This is a genomic window from Curtobacterium sp. PhB146 (genome assembly GCF_004342995.1).
Taxonomy (GTDB): Bacteria; Actinomycetota; Actinomycetes; order Actinomycetales; family Microbacteriaceae; genus Curtobacterium.
This window is the reverse complement of record NZ_SMBN01000001.1, coordinates 361,846-385,512: the sequence shown is the minus strand read 5'-3', so window position 1 is coordinate 385,512 and position 23,667 is coordinate 361,846. Positions and strand designations below refer to the sequence as shown.

At 72.4% G+C, this 23,667-nt stretch carries 24 protein-coding genes; 16 read left to right on the top strand and 8 right to left on the bottom strand.

The features are described 5' to 3' along the window. Positions 1 to 77 precede the first annotated feature (77 nt). A complete protein-coding gene (locus EDF33_RS01865; RefSeq protein ID WP_123671387.1) occupies positions 78 to 464 on the bottom strand; it encodes a VOC family protein in 387 nt (128 codons plus the stop codon). Continuing rightward, a complete protein-coding gene (locus EDF33_RS01860) occupies positions 461 to 976 on the bottom strand; it encodes a DUF1697 domain-containing protein (protein ID WP_132099152.1) in 516 nt (171 codons plus the stop codon). Before EDF33_RS01860 ends, EDF33_RS01865 begins: the two co-directional genes overlap by 4 nt. Positions 977 to 1,066: 90 nt before the next feature. On the opposite strand from EDF33_RS01860, the gene EDF33_RS01855 reads away from it, so the two are divergent. Then, positions 1,067 to 1,639: a helix-turn-helix domain-containing protein gene (locus EDF33_RS01855; protein ID WP_123671389.1), complete on the top strand. Its 573-nt coding sequence runs from the start codon at positions 1,067 to 1,069 to the stop codon at positions 1,637 to 1,639. Then, on the top strand, positions 1,636 to 2,895 hold the full coding sequence (locus EDF33_RS01850; RefSeq protein ID WP_132099151.1) for an MFS transporter: 1,260 nt from the start codon (positions 1,636 to 1,638) through the stop codon (positions 2,893 to 2,895). Before EDF33_RS01855 ends, EDF33_RS01850 begins: the two co-directional genes overlap by 4 nt. A 19-nt stretch (positions 2,896 to 2,914) precedes the next feature. Here EDF33_RS01850 and EDF33_RS01845 read toward each other — a convergent pair whose 3' ends face one another. Continuing rightward, positions 2,915 to 3,175, bottom strand: a complete 261-nt coding sequence (locus tag EDF33_RS01845) for a hypothetical protein (protein WP_131877716.1) — start codon at positions 3,173 to 3,175, stop codon at positions 2,915 to 2,917. 135 nt (positions 3,176 to 3,310) lie between these two features. Here EDF33_RS01845 and EDF33_RS01840 point away from each other — a divergent pair, with 135 nt between their 5' ends. Then, positions 3,311 to 3,763 carry a hypothetical protein gene (locus EDF33_RS01840; RefSeq protein ID WP_131877714.1) on the top strand — a complete coding sequence of 151 codons (453 nt, stop codon included), beginning with the start codon at positions 3,311 to 3,313 and terminating at the stop codon, positions 3,761 to 3,763. A 144-nt stretch (positions 3,764 to 3,907) separates the two neighbouring features. Here the strand turns inward: EDF33_RS01840 and EDF33_RS01835 are convergent, their stop codons facing one another. After that, a complete protein-coding gene (locus EDF33_RS01835) occupies positions 3,908 to 5,380 on the bottom strand; it encodes an NCS2 family permease (protein WP_131877712.1) in 1,473 nt (490 codons plus the stop codon). Positions 5,381 to 5,556: 176 nt separating this feature from the next. Between EDF33_RS01835 and folE the strand changes: the two genes are divergently transcribed. The 5 genes from folE (at position 5,557) to EDF33_RS01810 (ending at position 9,212) form a co-directional block, all read left to right on the top strand. Next, the gene (folE, locus tag EDF33_RS01830; RefSeq protein ID WP_123293064.1) at positions 5,557 to 6,150 is read left to right on the top strand and encodes a GTP cyclohydrolase I; all 594 of its coding nucleotides are present in this window, start codon (positions 5,557 to 5,559) and stop codon (positions 6,148 to 6,150) included. Next, the gene (gene folP / locus EDF33_RS01825) at positions 6,147 to 7,085 is read left to right on the top strand and encodes a dihydropteroate synthase (RefSeq protein ID WP_131877710.1); all 939 of its coding nucleotides are present in this window, start codon (positions 6,147 to 6,149) and stop codon (positions 7,083 to 7,085) included. Before folE ends, folP begins: the two co-directional genes overlap by 4 nt. Continuing rightward, positions 7,082 to 7,852 carry a pyrimidine reductase family protein gene (locus EDF33_RS01820; RefSeq protein ID WP_131877708.1) on the top strand — a complete coding sequence of 257 codons (771 nt, stop codon included), beginning with the start codon at positions 7,082 to 7,084 and terminating at the stop codon, positions 7,850 to 7,852. The genes folP and EDF33_RS01820 overlap by 4 nt, the downstream gene beginning before the upstream one ends. Before the next feature lie 48 nt (positions 7,853 to 7,900). Next, positions 7,901 to 8,554: an HAD-IA family hydrolase gene (locus tag EDF33_RS01815; RefSeq protein ID WP_111083521.1), complete on the top strand. Its 654-nt coding sequence runs from the start codon at positions 7,901 to 7,903 to the stop codon at positions 8,552 to 8,554. A 115-nt stretch (positions 8,555 to 8,669) separates the two neighbouring features. Beyond that, complete coding sequence (locus tag EDF33_RS01810) at positions 8,670 to 9,212, top strand: type 1 glutamine amidotransferase domain-containing protein (RefSeq protein ID WP_111083520.1); 543 nt, start codon at positions 8,670 to 8,672, stop codon at positions 9,210 to 9,212. A gap of 34 nt (positions 9,213 to 9,246) precedes the next feature. On the opposite strand, the gene EDF33_RS01805 is transcribed toward EDF33_RS01810, so the two are convergent. Further along, a complete protein-coding gene (locus tag EDF33_RS01805) occupies positions 9,247 to 9,804 on the bottom strand; it encodes a molybdenum cofactor biosysynthesis protein (protein ID WP_131878082.1) in 558 nt (185 codons plus the stop codon). Between the two features lie 297 nt (positions 9,805 to 10,101). Between EDF33_RS01805 and EDF33_RS01800 the strand changes: the two genes are divergently transcribed. The 7 genes from EDF33_RS01800 to EDF33_RS01770 all read left to right on the top strand — a co-directional run bounded on the left by EDF33_RS01800 (position 10,102) and on the right by EDF33_RS01770 (position 16,287). Beyond that, positions 10,102 to 11,700 (top strand): AlkA N-terminal domain-containing protein, encoded by a 1,599-nt coding sequence (locus EDF33_RS01800; RefSeq protein WP_243692328.1) that lies wholly within the window; start codon positions 10,102 to 10,104, stop codon positions 11,698 to 11,700. After that, positions 11,697 to 12,209 carry an MGMT family protein gene (locus tag EDF33_RS01795; RefSeq protein WP_111083519.1) on the top strand — a complete coding sequence of 171 codons (513 nt, stop codon included), beginning with the start codon at positions 11,697 to 11,699 and terminating at the stop codon, positions 12,207 to 12,209. Before EDF33_RS01800 ends, EDF33_RS01795 begins: the two co-directional genes overlap by 4 nt. Before the next feature lie 28 nt (positions 12,210 to 12,237). Continuing rightward, positions 12,238 to 12,498, top strand: coding sequence for a type II toxin-antitoxin system Phd/YefM family antitoxin (locus EDF33_RS01790; protein WP_123293073.1), 261 nt, complete (start codon positions 12,238 to 12,240; stop codon positions 12,496 to 12,498). Then, on the top strand, positions 12,495 to 12,755 hold the full coding sequence (locus EDF33_RS01785) for a type II toxin-antitoxin system RelE/ParE family toxin (RefSeq protein WP_123293075.1): 261 nt from the start codon (positions 12,495 to 12,497) through the stop codon (positions 12,753 to 12,755). Before EDF33_RS01790 ends, EDF33_RS01785 begins: the two co-directional genes overlap by 4 nt. 152 nt (positions 12,756 to 12,907) lie before the next feature. Then, positions 12,908 to 13,729 carry an alpha/beta fold hydrolase gene (locus EDF33_RS01780; RefSeq protein WP_165918691.1) on the top strand — a complete coding sequence of 274 codons (822 nt, stop codon included), beginning with the start codon at positions 12,908 to 12,910 and terminating at the stop codon, positions 13,727 to 13,729. Between the two features lie 18 nt (positions 13,730 to 13,747). Further along, entirely contained in the window at positions 13,748 to 14,620 is an 873-nt protein-coding gene (locus EDF33_RS01775; RefSeq protein ID WP_207906613.1) for a hypothetical protein, read from the top strand. A gap of 191 nt (positions 14,621 to 14,811) precedes the next feature. Beyond that, positions 14,812 to 16,287, top strand: a complete 1,476-nt coding sequence (locus EDF33_RS01770) for an amino acid permease (RefSeq protein ID WP_123293079.1) — start codon at positions 14,812 to 14,814, stop codon at positions 16,285 to 16,287. Positions 16,288 to 16,301: 14 nt separating this feature from the next. Here EDF33_RS01770 and EDF33_RS01765 read toward each other — a convergent pair whose 3' ends face one another. After that, positions 16,302 to 17,063: a LysE family transporter gene (locus EDF33_RS01765; protein WP_131877704.1), complete on the bottom strand. Its 762-nt coding sequence runs from the start codon at positions 17,061 to 17,063 to the stop codon at positions 16,302 to 16,304. 70 nt (positions 17,064 to 17,133) lie between these two features. Here EDF33_RS01765 and EDF33_RS01760 point away from each other — a divergent pair, with 70 nt between their 5' ends. Beyond that, on the top strand, positions 17,134 to 18,060 hold the full coding sequence (locus EDF33_RS01760; RefSeq protein ID WP_132099150.1) for a LysR family transcriptional regulator ArgP: 927 nt from the start codon (positions 17,134 to 17,136) through the stop codon (positions 18,058 to 18,060). 37 nt (positions 18,061 to 18,097) lie between these two features. On the opposite strand, the gene EDF33_RS01755 is transcribed toward EDF33_RS01760, so the two are convergent. Next, entirely contained in the window at positions 18,098 to 18,877 is a 780-nt protein-coding gene (locus EDF33_RS01755; protein ID WP_132099149.1) for a DNA-formamidopyrimidine glycosylase family protein, read from the bottom strand. Then, positions 18,870 to 23,660 (bottom strand): DEAD/DEAH box helicase, encoded by a 4,791-nt coding sequence (locus tag EDF33_RS01750; protein WP_132099148.1) that lies wholly within the window; start codon positions 23,658 to 23,660, stop codon positions 18,870 to 18,872. The genes EDF33_RS01755 and EDF33_RS01750 overlap by 8 nt, the downstream gene beginning before the upstream one ends. Positions 23,661 to 23,667 lie beyond the last annotated feature (7 nt).

The following is a 23,667-nucleotide window of genomic DNA, read 5'->3' as shown; positions in this document are numbered from 1 at the left end:
GGCACGTCGGCCGTCGGCCGACGAGACGACCGCGTAGGGCGTCACGTCGGCTGTCGGCAGGGGCCCGCTCGACCCCGTCAGCTCGCGACGAGCTCGACCTTGAAGCGTTCGGCGTCCTCCAGGAAGGCAGCACGGTGGTCTGGACCGCCGGCGTACGGGTGCCGGTCCTCGTAGAGGCGGGTCCAGCCGTGCGCCGGTGCGTCCGTCCACAGCTGCTCGACCTGTCCGGCGTCGCCGGCGTGGAACGCGAGGTGGCTCAGCCCGGGCCGTCGGCGGTCGTGCGCGCCGTCGAGCGGTGCGGCCTCGAGAACGAGGTAGACGTCACCGAGTCGCCAGCTCCGGCCCGCTGGCCACTCCTGGAACGGCGTGTACCCGAGCTCGCCGAGCAGCCAGCCCCACGCCCTGCTCGCCGTGTCGAGGTGGGCGGTGCGGAGCTCGACGTGGTGCAGGGCTCCCCGGGTCACAGGAGCTTCCGGAGCGTGTTCGTGTTGCGCGTCGTGGTCGAGCGCTTGAAGCGTGCTGCCCCGGCCCGCTTCGCGAACACGGTGTCCGTGCTCGACCCCTTCGGGCACGACCAGTACACGACCCCGTCACTCCGGGCGACCTGCTCCACGGCGGCGTCGAGCGTGAGGTCGGCGAGCAGCGCATCGAGGGCGTCGTCGTCGGAGCCGAACACCACGTAGTCGTGCCGATCGTCGGCCCGGTCGAACGGGAACCCCTCGACGATGCGTTCGAGGTCGTCGTGCGGGACGAGCACGATCCACGCGTCGTAGCCGAAGCGGTCACGGAGTGCCTGCTCGATCGTGGCCTTCAGGGTCGGCGCGTCGGCGTCCGTCCCGAACACCACGTTGCCGGATGCGAGCACCGTGCGGACGTCGTCGAAGCCGAGTCCACGGAGCAGTTCCGCGAGCTCGGCGTTCTTGATCGTGATGCCGTTGACGTTCACTCCGCGCAGCAGCGCGATCCACTTCGCCATGCCGGAACCGTAGCGCGGTGGCGGCCGTCTCAACCGATCAACTACACAAGAAGCATTGCGCAAGAGTTCTTGTGCATCTATCGTCAGAGCATGACCGTGCGCAGACTCGACGACGCCGCCCACATGCGTGCCCTCGCCCACCCGACCCGACTGCGGATCGTCGGGCTCCTGCGCTCCGGTGGTCCACAGACTGCGGCGATGCTCGGCGACGAGATCGACGAGGCACCCGGCACGATCAGCTACCACTGCAAGCGCCTGGCCGACGCGGACTTCATCGAGCCGGCGCCGGAGCTCGGTTCGGACCGGCGGGAGCGGTGGTGGCGTGCGACTGCGGACCACACGTCGTGGGACCTCGCCGATGCGTTCGACGACCCGGAACGGATGCTCGCCACGACGGCACTCGACCACACCGTCGCCGATGCGTACGCGGCCGAGTACGGGCGGTTCATCGACCAGGCGCCGGTACTCGGCCGTGAGTGGGTCGCGGCGTCGACCAGCTCCGACGAGGTGCTGCGGCTGACCGCCGAGGAACTCACCGGCCTCGGCGCCGAACTGCGTGCCGTCGTCGAGCGATGGACGGCCGTGAGCGACGCGCACACGCCGGGTGACGGGTCGGAGCGCGTCATCGCCGTCACGCAGAGCTACCGGATGGGGCGACCGTGAACGCCCGGGCACGGTTGCGGGCGCTGCTCGCGGTCCAGGTCGTCTCGCGGACCGGCAACGTCGTCACGACCGTGGCCGTGCCCTTCGCCGTCCTGGCCCGGGGCGGCTCGGCGACGGACGTCGGGATCGCCGCCTTCGCCGCGACGGTGCCGATCGTCCTCGGCGGCCCGTTCGGCGGGGCGCTCGTCGAGCGGGTCGGGTTCGTCTGTTCGAGTGTGGCGTCGGACCTCGTCAGCGGTGCGACCCTCCTGGCGATGCCGATCCTCGCCTGGACGGTGGGTCTGCCGTTCTGGGCACTCCTGGCGCTCGTGTTCGTGAGCGGCCTGTTCGACCTGCCCGGGGAGTCCGCACGTCGGGTCCTGCTCCCGGGACTCGCACGATCGGCCGGCGTTCCGCTGGAGCGCGCGGTCGGTCACTTCGAGGCGTCCCAGCGACTCTCGGTGCTCATCGGCGCGCCGCTCGGCGGGGTGCTCGTCGCGGCTGCCGGACCGATGGCCGCACTCGTCTGCACCGCGGTGGCGTTCGGCACCGCAGCGCTGCTCGCTGCGGTGCTGGTCCGGCCGGCGGACGGCGACGGGGCGGCGGCGACCGTTGATGCGGCTCCGACCAACGGGTACTGGCGGGACATCGCCGAGGGGTTCCGGTTCTGCGTCCGCGATCCGTTCTTCCGGCTCGTGATCGCCCTCGTGCTGATCACGAACCTGCTCGACGCGGCCCGGTCGACGACGTTGCTCCCGCTCTACGCCGCCGACACACTCGGCGGGGCGCAGGCGCTGGGCTTCGTGACCGGGACCTTCGGCGGTGCGGCGTTCCTCGGCTCGGTGGCCTTCGGGTACGTCGCACACCGCGTCCCCCGTCGGATCACGTTCGTCGTGTGCTTCGTGCTCGCCGGTGGGCCCTCGCTCCTGGTGCCGGCGCTCGGCCTCGGGCTGCCGTGGATGCTCGCTGCCTCGGCGCTGTCGGGCCTCGCCGCCGGCGCACTCAACCCGATCCTCGGTGCGGTCGAGCTCGAGCGCATCCCGGCGCACATGCGCGCCCGGGTGTTCGGGCTGCTCGGAGCGGGGTCCTGGGCGGGCATCCCGCTCGGCGGACTGCTCGCCGGGTTCGCGGCCGAGGGCGTCGGTGTGCAGGCGACGTTCGGAGCGGTCGTCGTGCTCTACACCGTCGTGACGCTCGCGCCGCTGACGGGTGGCGCCTGGCGCCTCATGGAACGACCGGCTCCGGAGCGGGCGCCGGTCGAGCGCGCGACGACGTAGTCCGCATCCGGGGCGGCGCTCACGTCCACGTCCGCGCGACGCCCCAGCCGGTGCCCTCGGGCACGATGTCGACCACCAGCGTGTCCCCGTCGTCGGCCGTGGCCTGGAACCGCCAGCCGACCGTGCGCTCGGGGGCGTGGGTGATGGCGGTCGGCAGCTCGGCCCGCGTCACGGTCAGACGGGTCGGGGTGTCGCTCACCCGCCAGCGGCGCCCGCCCCAGACCAGCCGGCTCGGTGCGCCCTCGGACCACCACACCGTGGCGGCCGTCTCCGTGATCATCATCGGGTCTCCTCGTTCGAACGTGTGTTCGAATGCTAAGTCGCCTGGCGAGACCCCGCAAGCGCTCCCCGACGTGACGGCGGGTCGCGGACGAGACCGTCCGCGGTCGCAGATGCCCTCGTGTAGACGGGGAGCATGACGAACGACGATCAGGGCCCCGACGAACATCACAAGGTCCCCGCGGGGGTCTCCGACGCCACGGTCGAGGCGCTCGGCACACTGTCGGCTGCGGTCGAGGTCATCGAGCACGCCCGCGGCCTGCTCTACGGCTTCCACCGCCTGACGGGCACCGCCGACCTGAACCTCGGCGAAGCCGTCGAGCAGCTCCGGAAGGCCGGCCACACCGAACTCGCCGACCGCATCGACACCGAGCTCGTGGGTCGCAACGTCATCGCCGGCCGCTGGACGTTCCAGGTCGTCGAGGACTACGACGACGGGTACTACGCGCTGGCGAAGGAGCTGGAGCGCACTGCGCGGGACGAGCTCGTGCAGGGGCGCCGCCACCTGTTCGAGGCGGGCATGAAGGAGGACCGGCGGTCCGGCGGTCGACGCCACCACGAGGCGACGCCGGACGACCTGCCGGACTGATCACGGGCCTCCCGGCCGGCCCGAACGCGAAAGCGACAATTCTCCGCGGATGTTTCGCGGACAACTGTCGCTTTCGTGGACCACCCTCGGACGGCCCCACAGGAACTGTCGCTCTTGCAGACCGACCGGGCCGGCGCCCCGGCCTCAGCCGACGCCGAGCAGTGCCTCCAGCGGCCCTCGTGCGAAGTACAGCAGGAAGCCCGCGGCGACGACGTAGAGCAGCCACGACACCTCGCGGCCCCGGCCGGACAGCAGCTTGATGAGGACCCAGCTGATGAACCCCACGCCGATGCCGTTCGCGATCGAGTAGGTCAGCGGCATGACGACGATCGTCAGGAACGCGGGCAGGGCCGAGCCGAAGTCCGTCCACGAGATGTCCGCGACCTGCGCGACCATCAGGGCGCCGACGACGACGAGTCCGGCGGCGGCGACCTCGAGCGGGACGACCTGCGTGAGCGGGGTGAGGAACATCGACGCCAGGAACAGCAGGCCGGTGACGACCGACGCCATGCCGGTGCGTGCGCCCTCGCCGATGCCGGAGGCGGAGTCGATGAAGACGGTGTTCGACGACACCGAGGCGCCGCCGCCGGCGATCGCGCCGACGCCCTCGACGACGAGCGCCGACTTCAGGCGGGGGAACGTGCCGTCGGGCTTCGCGACGCCGGCGGCCTTTGCCAGGCCGGTCATGGTGCCCATCGCGTCGAAGAAGTTCGTGAACACGAGGGTGAAGACGAGCATCGACGCGGCCAACGGCCCGATGCGGCTGAACGCACCGAACAGGTCGGCGTGGCCGACGAGCGACAGGTCGGGGAACGCGAAGAGCGCACTCGGCAGGCCGGGGGCGTTGAGGTTCCAGCCGGTCTTCGAGTCGACCGAGGTCGGCACCTGGAAGATCGCCTGCAGGATGATCGCGATGATCGTCGTCGCGACGATCCCGATGAGCAGCGCGCCCTTGACCTTGCGGGCCATGAGCGTGCCGATGATGACCAGGCCGATCAGGAACACGATGGTCGGCAGGGCGCCGACGGAGCCGTCCTCACCGAGCTGCAGGGGCGGCGACGCGAGCCCGGACGAGCGCACGAAGCCCGAGTCGACGAGGCCGATGAAGGCGATGAACAGGCCGATGCCGACGGTGATCGCTGCCTTCAGCTGCGCCGGGACGGCGGTGAAGATCATCGTCCGGATCCCCGTCAACGCCAGGACCACGATGATCACGCCGTTGATGACGACGAGTCCCATCGCCTCGGCCCAGGTGACCTGCTGCACGACGCTGACGGCCAGGAACGAGTTGATCCCGAGGCCCGCGGCGATGCCGAACGGCAGGTTCGCGATGACGCCCATGGCGATGGTCATCAGGCCGGCGACGAGACCGGTCGCGGCGGCGACCTGCGCGTTCTCGAGCCAGCCGCCGGAGACGTCCTTGGCGGCTTGGTCGGCGCTGAACCCACCGAGGATCAGCGGGTTGAGGATGACGATGTACGCCATCGTCACGAACGAGACGAGTCCGCCTCGCACCTCGCGCGGGATCGTGGATCCGCGCTTCGTGATGGAGAAGTATCGATCGAGGCCGGTCGCGAAGCGGTTCCGGGGTGGGGTGTCGGTCTTCGTGGCGCTCACCGAGCAAGTTTAAAGCCTGCTGGGTTTCCGGCATGTCACAGGATCCTCACAGGGCGCGCAGGGTGCGCCGATGTTCGACCGGGAGGCCCGACCCGCGTGATCGGGGGACGTCACGCCGTGCGCCGGCTCGCGTTCTCCGGCCATGGCTGGTGTTGGATGGACCGGTGACGTCACGCATGGACCGTGCCCGCGTCGAGGCCGCGGTGCGCGAACTCCTGCTCGGCATCGGCGAGGATCCCGACCGCCCCGAACTCGAACGCACACCCGCTCGGGTCGCCGACTCGTACGCCGAGTTCTTCGCCGGCATCGGCACGGACGCCGTTGCCATCGCCCGCGACGGCACGGTGCACGCCGAGGACGGTGAACGCGGCCGACTCGTCATCGTCCGCGACGTGAAGTTCCGGTCCGTCTGCGAGCACCACCTGCTGCCGTTCCTCGGGGTCGCGCACCTGGCCTACGCGCCGGGTGACCGTCTGATCGGGCTCGGAACGCTCTCGCGGGTGCTCGACGCCGTGGCCTCGCGTCCGCAGCTGCAGGAACGACTGGGCGAGCAGGTCGCTGCCACGATCGCCGAGGGGCTCGGCGCCGAGGGGGTCCTCGTGGTCCTCGACGCGCAGCACCAGTGCGTGACGACCCGCGGGGAGCGCCAGACCGGCTCGACGACGGTCACGGTCGCGGCGAACGGCTCGCTGGCCGACGCCGCGGGCCGGGCGGAGGCGATTGCGCTCATCGGTGCGGGGCGTGTACCCGACCCCGAGGCGGACGCGTGACGACTGAGGGGGCCGCCACGGGCCTCCAGGCAGGATCGACCGCACCCGGCTGGGTCGTGCCGGACCTGCGGCAGCCGGTCCGTACGATCGGACGCAGAACGTTCGACTTCGACCACCGCATCGCCGTGATGGCGATCGTGAACCGCACGCCCGACTCGTTCCACGACCGCGGTGCCACCTTCGAGCTCGACCGCGCCGTCGCCGCCGCCGTCCGGGCTGCCGAACAGGGCGCCGACTGGGTCGACATCGGCGGCGTGAAGTTCGCTCCGGGGCCGGAACTGCCCGCTGCGGACGAGGTCGACCGCGTCGTGCCCGTCGTCGAGCAGCTCGCCCAGGAGTCCGACGTCACCATCAGCGTCGACACGTTCCGCCCCGAGGTCGCCGCAGCGGCGATTGCAGCTGGCGCGAGCGTGGTCAACGACACCACCGGCCTGTCCGATCCCCGGATGGCGGCCGTCGTCGCGGACTCCGAGGCGACGATCGTCATCACGCACTCGCTCGCCGAGCCCCGGCGGCCCCTCGCAGCGCCGCCGCAGTACGACGACGTCACGGCGTCCGTCGTCGGGTTCCTGCGGGAGCGCGTCGACCGGGCGCTCGCCGCGGGGATCCCGGAGTCGCGGATCGTCGTCGACCCGGGCCACGACCTCAACAAGAACACCGTGCACACGCTCGAGGTCACCCGGCGCCTGCCCGAGGTCGTGGCGCTCGGCTACCCGGTGCTCGCGGCGGTGTCGAACAAGGACTTCGTGGGGGAGTCGCTCGGACGCCCGCGCGGCGAACGCCTGGCGGGCTCGCTCGCCGTCGCGACCGTGAGCGCGATGCTCGGGGCGCGGATCGTCCGGATGCACGACGTCGCCGAGAGCGTCGACGCGATGCGCATGGTCGAGGCGACGCTCGGTTGGCGCGCCCCAGTGGAAGCGCGGCACAACACGTGAACCTCCTGCCCCCGTCGATCGCGGACCTGTCCGACGACGACCTCATCGACCTGTACACCGCGGGTGCCTCGGCGCCGTGGCTGCGGGTGAACTTCGTGGCGACGCTCGACGGGTCCGCCTCGGCCGCCGGGGTCTCGGGGTCGCTCGGCGGCCCGGACGACCTGCGCGTGTTCGACCTGCTCCGCCGGGTCGCCGACGTGGTGCTCGTCGCAGCCGGCACCGTGCGGGACGAGGGCTACGGGCCGATGGTCCTGCACGACGCCGACGTGGCCTGGCGCCGGGCGCACGGCCTGCCCGACCACCCGGTGTTCGCGATCGTGTCGCGGTCACTGTCGCTGGACGCCGGATCCCGGGTGTTCACCGAGGCCCCGGTCCGGCCCGTCGTCCTGACCTCCGCGGCTGCGGCGGCGTCGGACGTCGGGGTCGCGCTGTCGTCCGTCGCCGACGTCGTGCCCTGCAGCACCGACACCGACCCCGACTCGGTCGACGTGTCGCTCGTCCGCGACGCACTGGTGGCGCGGGGGCTCGGCACGATCCACTGCGAGGGTGGCCCGTCGTTCCTCGGGTCGCTCATCGCCGCGGACGCCGTCGACGAGCTGACCCTGACGATCGACCCGTCGCTCGAGGGCGGCGCCGGGCCCCGGATCGCCCGCGGCAGTTCCTCAGAGCTGCGACGGATGCGGCCCGCGCACGTGCTCCGCGGTGCGGGTGACGTGCTGCTGACCCGGTACGTCCGGGCGGAGCCGCCTGCCCGAGTCCCGGCCTGAGCGCCCGAGTCCCGGTGCCGGCCGACCGCGTCGGCTAGGGTCGGGCGCGTGATCGACATCGTGGCGTCCGGGGTCCTCTTCGACATGGACGGGACCCTCGTCGACTCGACCGCGGTGGTCGAGGCGACCTGGACCCGCTTCGGTCAGGACCGCGGCATCGACCCGGCCGACATCCTCGCCTTCTCGCACGGCCGTCAGGCGATCAGTACGATCGAGCACTTCCTGCCCGACCTGGACCGCGACGAGCAGCTCCGCATCGCCGCGGCACTGGTCGCCGAGGAGAGCGCGAGCAGCGAGGGCATCTTCGAGATCCCCGGTGCCGCCGCCTTCGTGGACCGGCTCCTCGACGCCGGGGTCCCGGTGGCGCTCGTGACGAGCGCACCGCGCGACCTGGCCGCCGGCCGGATGGCTGCAGCGGGCCTGACCATGCCGACGGCGTTCGTGCCGTCCGAGGACGTCGAGCACGGCAAGCCGCACCCCGACGGGTACCTGCGGGGTGCCGCGCTGCTCGGTGTCGCGGCCACCGACTGCGTCGCGTTCGAGGACGCCCCCGCCGGCCTCGAGTCGGCCATCGCCTCGGGAGCGACCACGGTCGTCGTCGGCCCGCACGAGTCGGACGTCACGGCCGGGCTCTACCGGGTGTCGGGGTACGACGGCATCACCGTCGAGGCCGAAGGGTCCGCTTTCCGCATCCGCGGCTGAGGACCCGCTGCGTCCTGCGGGCACGCCCAGCGCTCCCCGACGACCCTCGGGTGTGCGGCCGGAACCACCGGGCCGCACGTGCGGCCGGAACCACCGGGCCGCGGAAGGAGCGACCATGGCAACCCTGGACGGCAAGAAGGTCCTCGTCATCGCGACGAACTACGGCGTGGAGCAGGACGAGATCGTCGTGCCCGTCGACCAGCTCCGCGAGCGCGGCGCGACGGTGACCGTGGCGGCGCAGGACTCCGGTTCGATCGCGACCCTCGTCGGCGACAAGGACCCCGGCAAGTCCCTCGACCCCGACACCACCATCGCCGGTGTCAACGTGACCGGGTACGACGCGCTCGTGGTCCCCGGCGGCACCATCAACGCGGACACCCTGCGACAGGACAACTCGGCGGTCTCCCTGGTGACGGCGTTCGTCGAGGCGAACAAGCCCGTCGCGGCGATCTGCCACGGCCCGTGGACCCTCATCGAGGCCGGTGTGCTGCGCGGACGGACGATCACCTCGTTCCCGTCGCTGCAGACCGATGTCCGGAACGCCGGCGCCGAGTGGGTCGACCAGGAGGTCCAGGTCGACGGCGGCATCATCACCTCGCGGAACCCCGACGACCTGCCGGCCTTCGTCGACGCGATCGAGAGCGCGCTGACCGCGTGAGCGCAGGGCGCTGCCGCTGACGGCGCTGCCGCTGTCAGCCCAGCGCGACGGGGCGGGTCGTCCGGAGCACCGCGGGTCCGAGGGCGAGCACGCCGTCGGACTCGGGGTCGCACCGCACCCCGCCCCGTCCACGCATCGCCCGGAACGCCCCCGGAGCCACCTCGTGGTCCATCCAGGCGCACGGGTTCGCCGGCCGGTACCCGCGGAACAGCACGGCACCGCTGCCGGGGCTCTGCAGCGAGAACGGCTCGCCCCGGAGCGCTTCGACGTCGGCGCCCCGCAGGAACACGTTCCGCCGGGTCGCCACGGGATCGACCGGCACGCCGAGTGATCGTCCGACCTCCTCGAGGCCCTCGAGCCCGATGACCGTCACCGAGGCGTGCACGTGCGCCCGCGCCGCGAAGTAGCGGTCGCCGACGATGCCGAGGCCGGCGCGGAGTTCGATGCGGTCGCGCAGCTCGTCCGGGTCGTCCGACCGGACCGGCAGGGCACCGTCGGCCGGCCTGCCCTCGTAGCGGTGGCGGCGCGACACGAGCAGCAGTGCGATCTCGACGTCGGTCCGGAACGGCAGGTCGGCGGAGTCGGCGAGCACGTCGGAGCCGACCCGGTGGTCAGACCCGGCCACGTCGTCTCCGGAGGTCACCCGCCCAACGCTAGCCGGGCCTCCCGGTCGACCGTCGTCGGTGCCCCGGCGCCGAGGTTCCACAACACGCCGTCGGTGTGGCGCCGAGGTTCCACGGGTGGGCACACGGAGCGCCGACATGCCGAGATCTCGGAACCTCGGGCCCGCCCGGACCACGCGACGCGCCACGCAGGCGCGCCCGCACGCGACTGCCGTGCCGTCCGATTTCCGCCAGTCGCGGTCGGTGGTGCGTGTCAGGCTGGGACCGTGACCATCCCCGGAACCGACCAGCTGCACGCCGAGCGCTACCGCGTCGTCGCCTCGCGCGACGCACGCTTCGACGGCCAGTTCGTCACCGCCGTGCACTCCACGGGCATCTACTGCCGACCGAGCTGCCCGGCACGCACGCCCCGCGAGACCGGCGTCACCTTCTACCGCACGAGCGCAGCAGCGCACCTGGCAGGCTTCCGTGCCTGCAAGCGCTGCCTGCCCGAAGCGACCCCCGGCAGCCCCGAGTGGGACCTGCGCGAGGACGTCGCCGGCCGCGCCATGCGCCTCGTCCTCGACGGCGTCGTCGAGCGCGACGGCGTCCCGGGGCTCGCCGCACGGGTCGGCTACTCCGAACGCCAGCTCAACCGCATCATGACGGCCGAGCTCGGTGCCGGCCCGAAGGCGCTCAGCCGCGCACACCGCGCCCAGACGGCACGCACGCTGCTGACGTCGTCGGACCTGCCCATCGCGGACGTCGCCTTCGCGGCCGGGTTCGCGAGCGTCCGCCAGTTCAACGAGACCGTCCGCGAGGTCTTCGCCGTCACCCCGTCCGAGCTGCGCGCCCGTCGGACGCTCCGGCCCGCGTCCGACGGCGCACTGCACGTGCACCTGCCCGCGCGGCCGCCGTTCGACGCGCAGGGGCTCCTCGACTGGCACGCACTGCACGCCCTGCCGGGCCTGGAGCAGGTGGACACCGACGAATCCGGGCGGGTCACCTCCTACGGACGGCTGCTCGACCTGCCGGGAGGCCCGGGCTGGTTCAGCGCATCGGCCGCGGTCGCGGGGGCGGCCGGTTCCACGGCCGCCGGTCGCGGTACCGGGATCGACCTGCGGGTGCGCGTCACCGACCTGTCCGACCTGCCGACGCTCGTCGCCCGCGTCCGGTCGTACTTCGACCTCGATGCCGACCCGGTCGCCGTCGACGCGGTGCTCGGCTCCGTGCCCGAGCTCGCTGCGGCGGTGCAGCGGGTCCCCGGCCTGCGGCTACCCGGTGCCGTCGACGCGCACGAGATCGTGTTCCGCACCCTCATCGGGCAGCAGGTCTCCGTCGCCGCGGCCCGGACGGCCCAGACGCGGCTCGTGGCGGCGCTCGGTGCCGCCGTGCCGTCGGCGATCCTGCCGGGGGGCCTGCTGTTCCCGTCCGCCGAGGTCATCGCCGCCCGCGGCCACGAGGTGCTGCGCGGTCCGGCCGCCCGCGTCGACACGATCCTGCGGGTCGCCGCGGCGCTCACTGACGGGTCGCTCGTCATCGACGGCGGACAGTCCCTCGACGAGCTGCGCGAGCGGCTGCTGGCGGTGAAGGGCATCGGGCCGTGGACCGCCGACTACGTGGCGCTCCGGGTCCGGCACCACCCCGACGTGTTCCTCCACAGCGACCTCGCGGTGCGCAACGGTGCACAGGAACTCGGACTGCCCGGTACGGCGCGCGAGCTCTCCCTATGGTCGGAGCAGGTGGCGCCCTGGCGGAGCTACCTGACGATGCACTGCTGGCGACCGATCATCGACCGCGCGATCGCGACGGCCGCCGGCGCGCGAGTGCACGGCACCGGCCGTGCGCGGCACGCAGACAACGACCCTCGGAAGGACGAACGATGACCGACGCAACCATCCAGACCCTGGACACCCCGGACGGGGCCTTCACCGTGCTCGAGGACGCCGAGGGCCGTGTCCTCGCCTCGGGCTGGACCGACTCCGTCGACCGGATCCTCGGGCGGCTCGCCGACCGGTACCGGCCCAGTCGCATCGTCGACGGCACGGTCGCCGCCGCTGATGCCGTGGACGCCTTCTACTCGGGCGAGGTCGAGCACGCCATGCAGGTGCCGGTCCGGCAGTTCGGCACCGACCTGTTCACCGAGGGGTGGCGGCAGCTCCGCCGTATCCCGGCCGGCGGCACCCTGACCTACACCGAGTTCGCGGGGGCGATGGGCCGTCCGGACGCCGTGCGGGCCGCCGCCAGCGTGTGCGCACGGAACGCTCCCGCACTGTTCGTGCCGTGCCACCGGGTACTGCGGTCCGACGGCACACTCGGGGGCTTCGCGTGGGGGCTCGACGTCAAGCGATCGTTGCTCGAACGGGAGTCGGTCGGCACCACGGCGCTCGTCTGAGTTGTACAAAACGCTCTAGAATGTACAGGTGAGCGAAGTGTCGATCTCCGAAGCACGTGGCCGCCTGGCGTCGATCATCGATGACGCCCGGCACGAACCCGTCTACCTGACCCGGCGCAACAAGCGCGTCGCGGCGGTGGTGGACGCGGATGTCCTGGACCGCCTGCTCGAGGCGGCCGAGGACCTCGACGACCTGGTCGCGTACGACGCTGCCATCGCGGAGAACAAGCGCATCGGCGGCGAGAACGTGCAGTGGGACGATCTCAAGCGCGAACTCGGACTCGGATGACCTGGTCGGTCGAGGTCATCCCGTCCGCGCAACGTGTCATCCGCAAGCTCCCGCCCGACGGTCGTCGGCGGATCGAGGGACTCCTCGCGATCCTCGCCGACCACCCGCGGCCCCCGGCAGCTCGGAAGCTCGTGAACCGACCCGGTTGGCGGGTGCGATCAGGTGACTACCGTCTGATCTACGAGATCGACGACGGCCGACTCATCGTGATCGTCGTCGATGCCGGCCACCGCCGAGCGATCTACCGCGACCGCTGAGCGGAGCCGGACCCGGACCCGGATCGGTCGTCTCCCCCTGGTTGCGGGTGGTGACGTGGGAGCGCTCCGATGCCATGCTTCGAGGACCGACCCGCCCGGTCCCTCCCGAGGACCCGACGCAGCGCCGTCGAACCACCCTCGGAAGGCCCCCAATGGACCAGCACGTCGACCGCACGGTCGTCTCCGCCGACGGCACGGTGATCGCCGTGTCCGACGCGGGGACCGGTCCGGCGCTCGTCGTGGTCGGTGGCGCCTTCGACCACCACGGCACCCCCACCGTCGAGCACCTGACCGGCGGCCTGCAGGACCGCTACCGGGTCATCACGTACGACCGGCGGGGCCGCGGTGCGAGCGGTGACACCACCCCGTGGACGATCGAACGCGAGGTCGAGGACCTCGCGGCCGTCGTCGCGAGTGTGGACGGACCCGTCGCCGCGCTCGGCCTCTGCGTCGGCGCGGGGGTGGTCCTCCGGGGCCTCGCCGCCGGCGTCCCGCTCGGGGCCGCCGTGCTGTGGGAGCCGCCGTACCGAGCGACGGTCGACCCGCACGCCGACGACGTCGTCTTCGCCGACCTGCTCGACGAACACGTCGCCGCCGGCCGTCGCGCCCAAGCGGTCCGGGCGTTCCTCGCGCACGTCCTGGGGGTGCCGATGGGGCAGATCTCGGCGCTGCGGCTGAAGGGTGCGCTCTGGCGGTCGCTCGTCGTCGACGCCCACGTGCTCAGCCGCGACGTGCGGGTGCTCAACGGCCTGGCGATCCCGGAGCGGGTGGCAGCAGCGGTCGGTGTCCCGGTGCTCGTCGCCGCGGGCAGCGACGGCCACGAGTGGATGCGGCAGGCGGCCCGAGCGGTCGTCGAGGCCGTGCCGGGCTCGGGCTACGTCGAGGTCCCCGGGCAGGGTCACGTGCCCGACCCGGCTGCGATCGGCGCGGTGCTCGACGGGTTCCTGGTCCGGGTCGTCTCACCGAGCAGCTGACTGCGAGAGGATGGCGTGGTGAACGCACCTCGTCTCGGTCTCCTGCTCGACGTCGACGGGCCCATCGCCAGCCCCGTCTCCCGCACCATCGCGATCCCGAGCATCATCGAGGACCTCGTCGCCCTCGCCGCCGAGGGCATCCCCGTCGTCTTCAACACCGGCCGGAGCGACGCATTCATCCGGAGCGAGGTGGTCGGTCCGTTGCTCGCCGGTGGTCTCGCCGAGGGTGGCCGCGTGCACGCCGTCTGCGAGAAGGGCGCCGTCTGGTGCTCGATCGGCCCGCAGTACGAGGGCGGCATGAGCGAGCTCACCGTCGCCGACGACCTGGCGCTCCCGCGCGACTACGCCGACGAGATGCGCGAGCTCGTCCGCACCGAGTACGCCGACCTGGTGTTCTTCGACGAGACGAAGCGCGCCATGGTGTCGATCGAGCAGCGGGTGGAGGTGCCGAACGCCACGTACCTGGCTCGGCAGCCCGAGTTCGACGCGAAGGCGATGGCGGCCCTCGAGCGTCGCGGCCTGGGTGTGCGCCGTCTCGACGACGTCCGACCCGACGCCGACGGTGCCGTGCAGTGGCGGATCGACCCGACGATCATCTCGACCGACGTCGAGTCCGACCGCAGCGGCAAGGACATGGGCGCCGAGCGGTCGCTCGAGCTCCTGGCACAGGACGGCGAGCTGCCGGCGGCCTGGCGCACGATGGGCGACTCGCGCAGCGACTACGCGATGGCGGACTGGCTGCACGCGAACGGCCACGAGGTCGCGCACGTCGACGTCCGTCCCTCGGACGGCGTGCCGGCGACGCCGTACCCGGTGCTCACCGCGCCCGACGGGGTGATCCACGACGAGGCCGGAGCGCGGTTCCTGGCGGACTGGCGCCGATCCGCCTGAGCCGAGCCGGGCCTCCCGGTCGACCCGCCCTGCCCACGGAACCTGGTTCCGGACACTGCACCGCGCCGTTCCCTGGTTCCGCGTCCGGAACCTGGTTCCCATGTGCCCAGCGGCTCCGCTGTTTGCGTGTCGGGGTGGTACACCAGTAATGTCACGGGGTCCGCCGCCCAGTCGATGACGGGATCCACCCCATGGCAACGAAGCTCCGCATCAAGTCGATCGAGGCCTCACTGGCCGACTCCGAGGAGCAGGGCCGGTCCCTGAAACGCTCCCTGAAGACGTTCGACATCGCCGCGATGGGCATCGCGGTCGCCGTCGGCGCCGGCATCTTCTCGGTCGGCGCGAACGCCGCCGCGAACTTCGCCGGGCCCGGCGTCATCATCTCGTTCCTGCTCGCCGCCGTCACGTGTGGCCTGGCGATCATGTGCTACGCCGAGTTCGCCTCGACGATCCCCGTCGCCGGCTCGGCCTACACGTTCACCTACGCAACGATGGGCGAGCTCCTCGCCTGGATCGTCGGCTGGGACCTCATCCTCGAGACCCTCACCGCCAGCGCCGTCATCGCGAAGTACTGGGGCATCTACCTCAGCACCGCGTTCGACGTGTTCGGTGTGACCCTGCCGAGCACGATCCAGCTCGGCCCGATCCCGTTCACCTGGGGCCCGGTCCTGATCGTCGGCATCTTCACGGTGCTGCTCGCCTTCGGCACCCGCCTGTCGTCGCGGGTCTCGGCGGTCATCACGATCATCAAGGTCGCCATCGTGGTGTTCGTCATCGTCGCCGGCGCGTTCTTCGTCAAGGCCGCGAACTTCACCCCGTTCATCCCGCCGTCGGAGCCCGCCAAGGGCGCGGAGGGCAGCGTCTGGACCCAGTCGCTCGTGTCGTGGTTCACCGGTTCCGAGCCCGCGCAGTACGGCGTCTTCGGGCTGCTCGCCGCGGCGTCGCTCGTGTTCTTCGCGTTCATCGGGTTCGACGTCGTCGCGACCAGCGCGGAGGAGACCGAGAACCCGCAGAAGACGCTGCCCCGCGGCATCTTCATCGGCCTGGGCATCGTGACGCTGCTCTACGTCGGCGTCAGCATCGTCATCACCGGCATGGTCTCCTACCAGCGCCTCGCGCAGGAGGACGCACCGTCCCTGGCCTCGGCCTTCGACATCGTCGGGTTGCCGTGGGCTGCCGGCATCATCGCCATCGGCTCCCTGATCGGTCTGACGACCGTCGTCATGGTGCTGCTGCTCGGTCTGTCCCGCATCGTCTTCGCGATGAGCCGTGACGGCCTGCTGCCGCGCTGGTTCTCGAAGACGAACCCGAAGACGCAGACGCCGGTGCGCGTGCAGGTCGTCGCGGGCGTCGTCGTCGCGCTGCTCGCCGGGTTCACGGCGGTCGACAAGCTCGAGGGCATGATCAACATCGGCACGCTGTCGGCCTTCGTGCTGGTGTCGATCGGCATCATCGTGCTCCGCAAGTCGCGCCCGGACGCCCCGCGCTCGTTCCGGGTGCCGTGGTCGCCGGTGATCCCGATCCTGTCGGCGGTGCTGTGCTTCTGGCTGATGCTGAACCTCGAGGTCGAGACCTGGCTGCGGTTCGTCGTCTGGCTCGTCATCGGCTTCGCGATCTACTTCGGCTACAGCCGCCGCAACAGCCGGGTCGGCAAGGGCCAGCAGTAGCGGGCTCCGGCGTCCTATGCGCCGACGACCAACAGGACCCCGAAGCCCAGCATCACGACGGCGACCAGACCGTCGAACACCCGCCACGTCAGCGGCTTCGCGAACAGCGGTCGGAGCAGTCGCCCGCCGAACCCGAGCGCGCCGAACCACAGGCAGCTCGCCGCAACCGCGCCGACGGTCCAGAGCCAGCGGTCGTCCGGGCCCTGCTGGTTCGCGACGGACCCGAGGAACACCAGCGTGTCCAGGTACACGTGCGGGTTCGCCCACGTGAAGACGAGCATGGTCGCCACTGCCGTTCGCATGGTCACCGCTTGGCCGGGAGGCACGGTGCGCGTCCGCCCCGCCACCACCGTCCCCGGGCGCTCGGGTCCACTGCCCGCGGCCGGCTCCGGCACGCCGTCGTCCGCCGCCTGGTCGGCGACGCGAGTCGCGATGGTCACGTCGTCCGCCGCGTCGTCGGCCACGCGCATGGCGTCGCTCGACGGCCGCAGTGCCCGTCGCGCGGCGAGCACGCCGTAGGTCACGAGGAACGCGGCCCCGACGAACCGCACGACGACGAGCGCCACCGGGAACCGCTCGACCACGGCCCCGACGCCGAGCACCCCGGCGACGATGAGCACGGCGTCCGACACCGCGCACACGACGACCGCCGCCGTCACCACCCGCAGGCCCGAGCTGACCGCCAACCGGAGCAGGTAGGTGTTCTGCACACCGATCGCGACGATCAGGGCGAGTCCGGTGCCGAGGCCGGCGAGCAGGGGGAGGAATGCGGTCATCTCCACGACGCTAGGCGCGCCCCCGTCTGTAGACCAGCTCACGTTCCTACAGCGCCGTAAGCTGCACTGCATGGTCCGATTCCAGCGCGAGCACCTCGAGACCCTGTTGATCGCCGTCGACCACGGCACCCTCGACGCGGCCGCCCGAGCCCTGGCGATCACCCCGTCGGCGGTCTCGCAGCGCATCAGGTCGATGGAGCAGCAGGTCGGCCGGGTCCTGCTGCAGCGGACGACCCCGGTCACCCCGACGGCCGACGGCGCCGTCGTGCTCCGGCATGCACGCCAGGTGCGGCTGCTCGACGACGAGACCGCCCGCGCACTCGGCGAGACCGATGCCGACGGATCGGGGACCGCGGTGCCGTCGATCCCGCTCGCCGTCAACGCCGACTCGCTCGGCACGTGGTTCCTCGACGCGCTCGCACTCGTCCGTGTCGACACCGAGGTGGTCTTCGACCTGCACCGCGAGGACCAGGACCGCACCGCCGAGCTGCTGCGCGCCGGCACGGTGATGGGTGCGGTGACGGCCGAGGCGGACCCCGTGCAGGGCTGCTCGTCGGTACCGCTCGGCATCGACCGGTACCGGGCGGTGGCATCGCCGGCGTTCGTCGACCGCTACCTGTCCGACGCCGACACCGAGCGGCGGATGCTGAGCCGCCTCGACCGGGTGCCGCTCGTCGACTACGACCGTGACGACGACCTGCAGCAGGGCTACCTCCGCCGGGTGCTCGGCCACGCGCCCTCCGGTCCACGCCACTTCGTCCCGACCTCGGCCGACTTCGCACGGGCGGTCTCGCTCGGCTTCGGGTGGGGGATGCTGCCCGAGGCGCAGTGCATCGATGCCCTGGCGCGAGGCGAGCTGCTCGAGCTCACCCCGACCCGCCGGGCCGACGTCGCCCTGTGGTGGCAGCGGTGGAACCTGGCATCACCCTTGCTCGAGCGGGTCACGGACGCGGTGCGATCGACCGCCGCCGAGCGCCTGCACCCCGTCACCCGGTGAGCAGGCACGTGCCGGTGCTCGTCGCTGCGACCGCGGTTCAGGTCTGGCAGCGCGGGCACCAGTAGGTGTCCCGCAGGGTGAGCTCCGAGTCACCGAGGTCTCCTCGCCGGATCCGGGTGCCGCACCGCAGGCACGGCTTGCCCGCTCGTCCGTAGACCCAGAACCGACGCCCCGGGCGGTCGATCCCCGTCGTCACCCGGTGGCTGCGGTCGCGGTTCGCCAGGATGAGCCGGCTCGCCAAGGAGATCGTCCGGCCGGCGTCGTGCACCTCGGCCACCGGTCGGGTCGGCAGGACCCCGCGCAGGAAGCAGAGCTCGTTGCGGTAGACGTTGCCGAGGCCGGCGAGCACCCGCTGGTCGAGCAGCGCCAGTCCGACCGGACGTGCAGGATCCCGCGTCAGGTTCTCGAGTGCCAGGTCGGCGTCCCAGTCGGGCCCGAGCAGGTCCGGGCCGAGGTGCCCGACGACCTCGGACTCCTGGTCGCGCGGGACCACCTCGAGCACCCCGAGTGTGAACCCGACGGTCGAGACGTCCTCGGCATCGAGGATCGCGCGTGCCTGGTGCGCCGGACGCCGCCAGCGCTCACCGGGGGCGTACACGTCCCACCGCCCTTCCATCTTCAGGTGCGAGTGCACGGTCAGGTCCCCGATCCGGTGCAGCAGGTGCTTGCCACGGGGCACGACCTCGTCCACGGTGCGGCCGACCAGGTCGACGGTCGCGAACGCGGGCACCCGGAAGTCGCTCCGGGTCAGGACCTTGCCCGCGAGCGCCGTGTGCAGCCGGTGCGCTGCCCGGTAGACGGTGTCGCCCTCAGGCACGGAGCCGGAGTCCCTGCGGGGTGGCGGTGAACCCGGCGTCGCCCAGCGCGGTGCCGAGCGGGGTACCGAGCACGAACTCGCCGTCGACCCGCTCGACCGCGAGCTTCCGCAGTCCGGTGCGCACGATGCCCGCGATGGACGCGGCTGCGACGGCCAGGTCGGCGGGGTCGTCGGTGAAGGTCAGCACCGACTTGCCGCCCCGCTCGACGTACACCGCGAGCCGGCCGTCGACGGTGGTGACGAGTGCTCCGGCCTTGCGCCCGGGCCGGTGGCCGCGCGCGCCGGTGGTGGCCGGTGCCGGGGCCTTCTGCGCAGCCGCAGCGACAGCAGCGACGTCGGCGCCCGTGACGTCCGTGTCGTCCGCCGCGCGGTCGTCGGACGGCCAGGGCAGCGACGCCCCGTACGGGTTCGCGGGGTCGGTCGCGGCCAGGGTCAGTGCCTCGCGCTTCCGGTCCGGGTCGACGCGTTCGTCGTCGTCGAGGTCACGGGCGTAGGTCCGCAGCCGGTCGATGGTCGGGCCCGTGGCGAACTGTGCGGCCCCGAGCCCCTCGATGAAGTAGCCGCGGCGCGCCCGCCCGGACTCCTCGAACCGCGAGAGCACCCGGTACACGCCCGCGAACCCACCTCGGACCCCCTCGACCTGGACGGCCCCGCGCGTGACGACCCCGTAGCGCTCGAGCAGCTGCTCGGCGGTCGCGGCGGCCCGCACGGTCGAGTCGGACTCGGCCAGGGGGAGCAGGGACCAGCGGCCACCGACGGACGGCGGGCCGGACTGCGTCGGCATCGTCGGACGGCGGCGCCCGCGGTACGCACGAGCCCGCGGGGCGCTGCTGCTCTTCGCCTTGCCGCCGAGCATCGAGCGGAGCGGAGCGAACGTGTCGTTCGTGATCTGTCCGGCCCAGACGAGGTCCCACAGCGCCGTCGTCAGGGCCGGGTCGTCGGTGCTGCCGACGGCCTGCCCGAGCTGGCGGAAGAAGTACGCGCCGCCGCCGGCCAGGGCACCGAGCACGTCGCGCTGCAGCTCGGTGGTCTCGTCGCCGGAGGGCTCGGCGAGCGTCGTCGACGCCGTCTCGGCGAGGTGCAGGCGCACCCACCCGTCGTTGCCGGGCAGGGTCCCGCCGCCGGACCACAGGACCTCGCCGGTGGCGGTGAGCTCGTCGAGCATGTTCGTGGAGTAGTCGGTCACCCGCGCGGGCAGCACCAGGGTCTCCCAGGCGCTGGCGGGCAGGGCGACGCCGGCGAGCTGGTCGATCACCTGCAGGACCCCGTCGACCCCGCGCAGGCCGCCGCGGGTGCCGGGGGTCTGCACGTGCTGCCAGGCGGGCAGGAAGCGCGCGAGCGTGTCCGGCGACACCGGCTCGACCTCGTGGCGGAGCGCGGCGAGGGACTTCGTGCGGATCCGGCGCAGGACCTCGGCGTCGCACCACTCGGCGCCCTGCCGATCCGGGCGGAACTCGCCTTCGACCACACGCCGGTCGGCGACCAGACGGCGCAGGGTGTCCTGCACGACGGCGACCCCGAGGCCCAGGCGGCCGGCGGCTTCCTGCGCCGAGAACGGCCCGTGCGACCGGGCGTACCGGCCGACCAGGTCACCGAGCGGGTCGGCGACGGGTTCGACGAACGCGGTCGGCACGCCGATCGGCAGCGGGACCCCGAGGGCGTCGCGCAGGCGCGAGGCGTCCTCGATGACGGCCCAGCGGGTGGACCCGGCGTGCGAGAACGACAGGACACGGCGGTCGCGTTCGAGCGCGGTGAGCACGGTCTGCACCTCGGTCGCAGCGGCGGAGCGGTCGTCCGACGCCGCCAGCCAGCTCCGGTCGACGGCTTCGTCGAGGTCGAGCGCGCCGACGAGCCGCAGCACGTCGACCAGCCCCTCGGCGTCGCGCGCCCGGCGGTCCGGCGACAGCCGCTGCAGGTCCTCTTCCACCGAGGCGATGACCGCCGGGTCGAGCAGCTCCCGCAGTTCGGCGCGGCCGAGCAGTTCGCCGAGCAGGGTCGAGTCGAGCGACAGTGCCGCGGCCCGGCGCTCGGCGAGCGGGGAATCGCCCTCGTACATGAACGCGGCGACGTACCCGAACAGGATCGAACGGGCGAACGGGGACGGCGTCTCGGTCTCGGTCTCGACCAGGCGGATGCGGCGGCCGGCGATCTCGTCGGCGATGCCGAGCAGGGCGGGCACGTCGTAGACGTCCTGCAGCACTTCGCGCACGGTCTCGAGCACGATCGGGAACGACGGGTACTTCCGGGCCACCTCGAGCAGCTGCGAGGCGCGTTGCCGCTGCTGCCACAGGGGCGAACGCTGCCCGGGGTTCCGACGGGGCAGCAGCAGGGCGCGCGCCGCACACTCGCGGAACCGCGCGGCGAACAGCGCCGAGCCACCGACCTCGTCCGTGACGAGTGCCTCGAGGTCGTCGCGCTCGAACACGAACAGGTCGGCGCCCGGCGGTTCGGCGTCGGTCTCGGGGATGCGCACCACGATGCCGTCGTCGGCGGCCATCGCGTCGCCGTCGATGCCGTGGCGTTCGCGCAACCGTGCCGCGACCGCCAGGGCCCACGGCGCGTGCACCTGCATGCCGTACGGCGAGTGCAGGATGAGCCGCCAGTCGCCGAGTTCGTCGCGGAAGCGCTCGACCACGAGCGTCGTGTCGTTCGGCACGTGACCGGTGGCCGCCCGCTGGTCGCGCAGGAAGGTCAGCAGGTTCGTGACGGCACGCTCGTCGAGGCCGCCAGCGGCGACCCGGGCGCGGGCGTCGTCGTCCGAGGCGCCCTCGACCTCGCGCACGAACGCCCCCGTCGCGCGACCGAGTTCGGCGGGGCGGCCGATGCCGTCGCCCTTCCAGAACGGCACCCGACCGGGCTGTCCGAACGCCGGGCTCACGATGACCCGGTCGTGGGTGATCTCCTCGATCCGCCAGCTCGTGGCACCGAGCGCGAAGACGTCCCCGACGCGGGACTCGTAGACCATCTCCTCGTCGAGCTCGCCGACGCGGGAGGCCTTCTCGCCGACCATGAACACGCCGAACATGCCGCGGTCCGGGATCGTGCCGCCGCTCGTCACCGCGAGCCGCTGGGCGCCGGGGCGTCCGGTCAGGGTGCCGTGCACGCGGTCCCACACCAGCCGCGGGCGGAGTTCGGCGAACTCGTCGCTCGGGTACCGCCCGGTGATCAGGTCGAGCGTGGCGTCGAACGCCGAGCGGGGCAGCCCGCTGAACGGAGCGCTCCGCCGGACCAGGTCGAACCAGTGCTCGACGTCGACGGTGTCGATCGCTCCCGCGGCGACGGTGTGCTGCGCCAGCACGTCGAGGGGGTTCGCCGGCACCGAGATCGACTCGATCTGCCCCGAGACCATCCGTTCGACCGTGACCGCACTGTTGACGAGGTCGGCGCGGTGCTTCGGGAACAGCACTCCGCGGGAGATCTCGCCCACCTGGTGCCCGGCACGCCCGACGCGCTGCAGACCGCTCGCGACCGAGGGCGGCGCCTCGACCTGGACGACGAGGTCGACCTCGCCCATGTCGATGCCGAGCTCGAGCGAACTCGTCGCGACGACGCACCGCAGCCGACCGGACTTCAGGTCGTCCTCGATGATGGCGCGCTGGTCCTTCGACACCGAGCCGTGGTGGGCGCGGGCGAGCACGGGCACTGCGGTGTCGGAGCCGCCGCCACCGGTCTGCCCGGACGCGCCGATCATCTGCGCCGGCGGCCGCTTCGTGCCCTGGGGTGCGACCGCGTGCGCCGAGGTCCGTGCGGGCGACTGCGGGCGACCCCGCGCCACCGGCAGCCCGTCGTCGGCCGGCGAGACACCTGCCGGCACCAGCGCATCGCCCACCGCGGCCGAAGCCGGAGCCGCCGCAGCGAGGACGCGCTCTTCGTGGATCTCGTTCAGCCGCGCGGTGAGTCGCTCGGCCAGTCGCCGCGAGTTCGCGAACACGATCGTCGACCGGTGCTCCTCGATGAGGTCGACCACACGCTCTTCGACGTGCGGCCAGATCGAGCCGTTCGCGGGCGCATCGGACGCGTCCGCACCGACCGGCGGAGCACCGAGCTCGGCCATGTCGTCGACCGGCACGACCACGCGCAGGTCGAAGGTCTTCTGCGCCGGCGGGGCGATGATCGTCACCGGCGCACGGCCGCCGAGGAACCGGGCGACCTCTTCCGGCGGCCGGACCGTGGCGGACAGCCCGATGCGCTGCACCGGCTTGTCGAGCAGGTCGTCGAGCCGTTCGAGCGAGACGGCCAGGTGCGCTCCGCGCTTGGTCGAGGCGACCGCGTGCACCTCGTCCACGATGACGGTGTCGACGTTGACCAGGGTCTCGCGCGCCTGCGAGGTGAGCATGAGGTACAGCGACTCGGGTGTCGTGATGAGGATGTCCGGCGGCTGGCGGAGCAGCTTCTGCCGGTCCGTCGACGGGGTGTCGCCACTGCGCACCCCGACGGTGACCTCTGGTGGTTCGGTACCGAGCCGCCTGGCCGTCTGCGTGATGCCGACGAGCGGGCTGCGCAGGTTCCGCTCGACGTCGACGCCGAGGGCCTTGAGCGGCGAGACGTACAGGACCCGTGTGCGCTGCTTGGCCGGCGGCCGGTCGGTCGCGCTGATGAGCCGGTCGATCGACCACAGGAACGAGGCCAGGGTCTTGCCGGAACCGGTCGGCGCGATGACGAGTGCGTGCTGCCCCGTCGAGATGGCGTCCCAGGCGCCCGCCTGCGCCGGTGTCGGGGCGTCGAACGCACCTCGGAACCACTCCGCGGTCGCGGGGGAGAAGCGCTCGAAGACGTCCGTCATGGTCCGC